Annotated in this window: 4 protein-coding genes; 3 read left to right on the top strand and 1 reads right to left on the bottom strand. The window is 37.9% G+C overall.

From position 1 onward, the window contains the following. Window positions 1-1,210: serine/threonine-protein kinase (locus tag ACIR310F_RS23780; protein ID WP_231387591.1), on the bottom strand; the 1,210-nt coding region annotated here is incomplete at its 3' end. A 280-nt stretch (window positions 1,211-1,490) separates the two neighbouring features. On the opposite strand from ACIR310F_RS23780, the gene ACIR310F_RS22945 reads away from it, so the two are divergent. The 3 genes from ACIR310F_RS22945 to ACIR310F_RS22940 form a co-directional block, all read left to right on the top strand. Beyond that, window positions 1,491-2,033, top strand: a complete 543-nt coding sequence (locus ACIR310F_RS22945; RefSeq protein ID WP_051289718.1) for a COP23 domain-containing protein — start codon at window positions 1,491-1,493, stop codon at window positions 2,031-2,033. Window positions 2,034-2,231: 198 nt separating this feature from the next. Continuing rightward, entirely contained in the window at window positions 2,232-5,081 is a 2,850-nt protein-coding gene (locus ACIR310F_RS0117310; protein ID WP_028084915.1) for a tetratricopeptide repeat-containing S1 family peptidase, read from the top strand. A gap of 604 nt (window positions 5,082-5,685) precedes the next feature. Continuing rightward, window positions 5,686-5,934: XisH family protein (locus ACIR310F_RS22940; protein ID WP_231387590.1), on the top strand; the 249-nt coding region annotated here is incomplete at its 3' end.

The raw sequence follows: 5,934 nt of genomic DNA, 5'->3' as shown, positions 1-5,934 counted from the left end.
TAATCCCAGATTTTGCATATTCTACTACCTCTACTACTTCTACTACTTTAGTTGATGATTGCAAATAACTATTAACACCTATCACACCAGCAATTATTGGAATTATTAAAAACACCGATTTGATCAGTAAAGGTTGTAATGTTTTAAGTTTTTTATCAATAAATGTTTTAAATTGTTTATCAATAATTGTCGGTGGTTCAGTCCGTGGTGTAGTTATTCGATATTCATTTACAGCCGTCATAACTTCTGCAGCTGATTGAAAACGGTGTCTAGGATTAACCTTGAGCATTTTATCTAAAATATTAGCTAGAGAAGGGCTAATAATTTTACTAGCTTGTTGTCGCCAATTTTGGTAATTATTGTTAAGGTAATCAACGGGAGTTGTAGCTGTGAGTAACTCCAGACAAGTAACAGCCAAACTATATAAATCACTAGACGGATAAATTTCTCCTATTCTTCCTTCTTCAGGTCTTTGTTCAGGAGAAGCGTAGACTTTCGTAAAAAAAGGTACGGATTTTTTCATATTTGTTTCACCAGAAACAACTTGTTTCACCGCCCCAAAATCAATTAAAAATAGTCTTTGTGTGGCTGTTTCCCTAACAATATTACTAGGTTTAATATCTCGATGGATAGAATTTTGCTCATGAATAAATTGTAAAACTGGTAAAATTTGCTTTAAAAAATTTAAAATCTCTGTTTCGGAAAAACGACCTTTTCTTCTGAGTTCCTGAGATAGATTTTCACCCTCAATATACTGTTGTACTAAATATTTAAACTCAAGTTCTTCTTGTTGACCAAAAGCAGGAGCGGTAAAGGAAAAATAATCATATAAAGTGGGAATATTCCCGCTATTATCACCTAAAAATTCTAAAACCTGAGCTTCTCGATCAAAAGCTGCTTTGATTCCTTCAACAATTTTGTCAACAATTTCCGGGTTCTTATATTCTTCTCGAATTTCATCAATTTTAATATTCAGTCGTTTGATTACACATTGACGCTGATTCACCGAATCTAAATCAATAGCTTGAAAAGCAGCGCCAAATCCTCCTTTTCCCACAGGTTTAATAGTTTGATAATGTCCTCTTTTCCCCCTTAATATTAGAGGCATTCCACAAGCTTGACAAAATATCCCCGACTTAGCGTGAGAATCTGGAGAGTCAGGAAAACGGTTTTCGGGACTAGGGCAGTGCGGTCGGGTACAATAGTACATGATAGAGGTACAGGATTAATCCATCAAATTGGATTGTATCATAAAATTAACTTCCGAGTAAATATCTGAATATTTTCAAAAAATTAGTATATAATCAGTTATGTGTGTATCAAGTAGCCTTGCTGAATTGAGACATGAAAATCAAAAATTCCATATCTCAAACTCCGCGCCTCTGCGCCTCTGCGTGAGAAAAATTCATATTTTCACTCACCAACACCTATAAAGTTTAAAAAAAGTAGCGCCATAATCACCAAAATTCAGTAATCAAAGGTCAAACATTATGCAACTACCAGCATTAACTAATACCTTAGCATTCACCGCATTAACAGTTACCCTGAGTGTTAACCCCGGTTTGAGTCAAGACATTCCCAAGCAAGAAGTTAGTTTTGCTTGTCGTTCAATTTCTTACCAAGGTAATACGGAAAGAGTTCCCACCACCATGGCCTTCGTTCCCGACAAAAAACCTAACCCTTATGTACCCATAATTGCTTGGAAATCTGACTCTTTTCCCAGTAGCGAATGGACTCCTAAAAGACGCTGTGAACAAGTAAGTAAAAAATTCCAGCAATTTTACCAACAAGGCCGATTAGATTATTTAACTACTGGTAAGTTGAATGGTTTGGGAGTTATCTGTGCGGCTAAACCTGGTGAATGCAATAAAAACAATATTTTATTTAGCGTCAGACCAGGTGTAAATCCCACTACAGTTTTAGCCGAACTTAACGATATCAGAGAAGGTAGAACTTCAGACCTAACTTGGCAAAGTTCAGGTGAAAATACTTACTTAAATCTGGGTGAATATCTCAAAAATATCTCTAAATAACAAAATACCCCACCCTAACCCTCCCCTTGCGAAAGGGAGGGGACAGGATTCCGGTTTCTCACCTTGACGAAGTGACAAAATACCCCACCCTAACCCTCCCCTTGCAAAAGGGAGGGGACAGGATTCCGGTTTCCCCCTTTTACAAGGGAGGATTAAGGGGGGTAAATCACTACTGATAAAAACACTATTTAACTAATCATGAAACGTCAAATCGCTATTATCTCCTGCTTACTGCTGCTACCTTATCCAGTGTCAGCAATAGAAACCCAAACCAAGACAACAAAACTACTTACACAGACCTCACAAAGGTGCAAATTACGACCAGCAGACCCAGAAAACGGTATTTATTCAGACCCACAATTACAAACCATTGCTAAACAAATTACAGTTAGAGTCAGAGACAAAGAAAGAGGCGCTTCCGGGACAATTTTCGCTAGAAAAGGTAACTCTTATTTAGTAGTGACTAATTCCCACGTTGTCAGAAGAATTAATAATATCAATATTATCACAGCCGATGGTCAAAAATATCCAGCTAAAATTTTACCTAATACTAACTTTGATAAATTCGATTTAGCCATAGTAGAATTTACATCTAATCAAAAATATTGTTTACCATCAGAAATTGCTGACAGAATCGCCTCCTTTGATATTAACTTAGAAACACCAGTTATGTCCGCAGGATATGCTGTATCTGAAGATAAATTAGTATTGACAACAGGAAAAATACAACAAATCATCTCCCAACCGAGTTTAAAAGATGGTTATGAAATTGGCTATACCAGCGATATTCAACAAGGAATGAGTGGCGGTGCAATTATTAGTAATACAGGAAATTTAATAGGAATTAATGGGATTAGTTCCTATCCTTTGTCCAATACTGCTTATATTTATACCAACGGAAAACGCCCCACAAATCCAGAAATTCAAGAATTTAGAAAACTCAGTTGGGGAATACCCATTAAAACCGTGTTAGCTCAAGTTAAACCAGAAATTCTCAACGCTTATAATTTACCTATACCAGATATTAAACAGACAATAGCAGAAGTACCATTAACAGGGTGGTTAGGAGAATTAGAAGCAAAAGCTAAACAAATTACCGTCAGAATTGATAGCAGTAGCGGTAGTAATGGTTCAGGGGTTATTATCGCTAAACAAGGAGATATTTACACCGTTTTAACTGCTGCTCATGTAGTTTGTAAACCACCAGATAAAGTAGGACCATGTGAGCCAAATACCTATAAAATCCTCACAGTAGATGGTAAACAATATCCCGTAGAACCAAGCACGATTAAATTAGAAGAGGGGGTAGATTTAGCAGTAGTTAAATTCACCAGTCGGGAAAATTATCAAGTTGCGACTTTAGCAAATTATCCCATAAAAGATGATGAATATATGTTCACAGCGGGTTATCCCAGGTTAGGAGAAAAATCACCTTGGCGGTTCACATTGGGACAGATTTATGGTAAAGAAGAAGGATTATTAGCCACTACCCAATCAGACTTTAACAATAACAGTTCTGGTACAGCCCAAAGTGCAGCTTCCTTAACAGGAGGATATGAATTAGTTTATAGTAGTATCACCTTTGGCGGCATGAGTGGGGGACCTGTTTTAGATTCCCAAGGGCGGGTAATTGGTATTCATGGCAGAACTGAGGGAGAAGCTGCTATTGATAATAATAATAGTAGTAGTCAAGAAACTATCCAATTAGGTAATAGTTTGGGTATTCCGGTGAGTACATTTTTGGCATTAGCTACCCGACTGAATACCCAAGCACAAAAGGTAGAAACCACCCCAACACCAGAACTAAATTCACAAGAAGTTAAGTCTATTCAAACAACGATTTTATCAGTAGATGTATCTCAAAGTAATACTACCGCCAGTCAATGGTTAGCAAGAGGAAATCAACTGTGGCGGTTACGTCGTTATCCAGAAGCAATACAGGCTTTTGATGAAGCAATTAAGCAAAAACCAGAGTTTATTCACCTGGCTTATTATGGCAAAGGTTTGGCGTTAGGTTGGAGTGGAAAAGGTTCAGAGGCTATAACTGCATTAGAACTAGCAGTGAAATTTAAACCTGAGTTTGTTCCTGCTTGGAATTATTTAAGTATAGTCTATAGACAATCAAACCAACTGGATAAAGCCTTAGTAGCTATCAATGAAGCGATTCAACTCCAGCCGAATAATCCTAATTTGTATAATCAGAAGTATGTAGTTCTAAGTGATTTAAAAAACTATAAAGAAGCAGCAGCAGCGATAAAAAAAGCCATTGAACTCAGTCCCCGTGCAGCATTTTACAACAACCGGGGAAATGTCCGTGATGATTTAGGAGATAAGCAAGGTGCTATAGATGATTACACCCAAGCTATCAAGATTAATCCTAACCTTGCCCAAGCCTACAACAACCGGGGAAATGTCCGTAATGATTTAGGAGATAAGCAAGGTGCTATAGATGATTTCAACCAAGCTATCAAGATTAATCCTAACTATGCCAAAGCCTACTACAACCGGGGAGTTGTCCGTGATGATTTAGGAGATAAGCCAGGTGCAATAGATGATTACACCCAAGCTATCAAGATTAATCCTAACCTTGCCCAAGCCTACAACAACCGGGGAAATGTCCGTAATGATTTAGGAGATAAGCCAGGAGCAATAGATGATTACACCCTAGCTATCAAGTTTAATCCTAAGGATGCCGAAGCCTACTACAACCGGGGAAATGTCCGTTATCAATTAGGAGATAAGCAAGGTGCTATAGATGATTACACCCAAGCTATCAAGATTAATCCTAACTATGCCGAAGCCTACAACAACCGGGGAGTTGTCCGTAATGAATTAGGAGATAAGCAAGGAGCTATAGATGATTACAACCAAGCTATCAAGATTAATCCTAACTATGCCCAAGCCTACGTCGGACGGGGACTTGTTTATTATCAACTTGGTGACAAACAAAAAGCCAGAGAAGACCTGCAACGAGCAGCGCAATTGTTCAAGGCTCAAGGGAATACTGCTGCTTATGAAAAAATAATGGATGTATTAAAACAGTTGTAGGGAGTTTCTTTGGTGATGTTAATTGTTATTTTGTCAGAATCAGGATGTCCAGGATTTAAGGATTAACAGGATGTGATTGTGAGATTTTTCCCTCGTTCCCTGGCTCTGCTGGGGAATGCTCACAGGAGGCAGAGCCTCCATTATATTTCCCTCGTTCCCTGGCTCTGCTGGGGAATGCTCACAGGAGGCAGAGCCTCCACTATATTCACTGTATTTGAGGCAGAGCCTCAAACTCCCATTCCCAGCCGGAGTCTGGGAACGAGTTCAGGATTAACAGGATATTTAATTGTAATTGAATGATAGGATTTTGATAATTTTCTATTATTCTCACAGTTACTTTCTTCTTTGCGTCTTTGCCCCTTTGCGACTTTGCGCGAAACATAAAACACAGGAACACACGAAGAGAATATTATTTTTATCCTGAAAATCCTCAAATCCTGGATATCCTGATTCTGACATTTTAATTTATGCTATACTGAAATTAAACTCAATTAACATATTCCTCTGGAAAGCTGCCAATTACCACATCCCACGTAAAAACACAAATATATTGGTGATTTTTAAAGCTATTTCATCTGTTATATTATTACTCAATAGTTATACCATGCCAGCGAAAGATATATACCATAATGAAGTCAAGAACGCATTGATAAAAGATGGTTGGACTATTACAGATGATCCTTACTTTATTAAATATGAAGATGCTGAACTTTACGCTGACTTAGCAGCAGAAAAACCAATTGCGGCAGAACGTCAGGGACAGAAGATTGTTGTAGAGATCAAGAGCTTTGTGGGTAAGTCTCTAATGTATGATTTTCACAGTGCCTTGGGACAATACATACAGCACTTCCCA

Origin of the sequence: Dolichospermum circinale AWQC310F, from assembly GCF_000426925.1 — a bacterium.
GTDB classification, from domain to species: Bacteria; Cyanobacteriota; Cyanobacteriia; order Cyanobacteriales; family Nostocaceae; genus Dolichospermum; species Dolichospermum circinale.
Note: the sequence above shows the minus strand (reverse complement) of the source record. Positions and strands in the feature narration are given on the sequence as shown.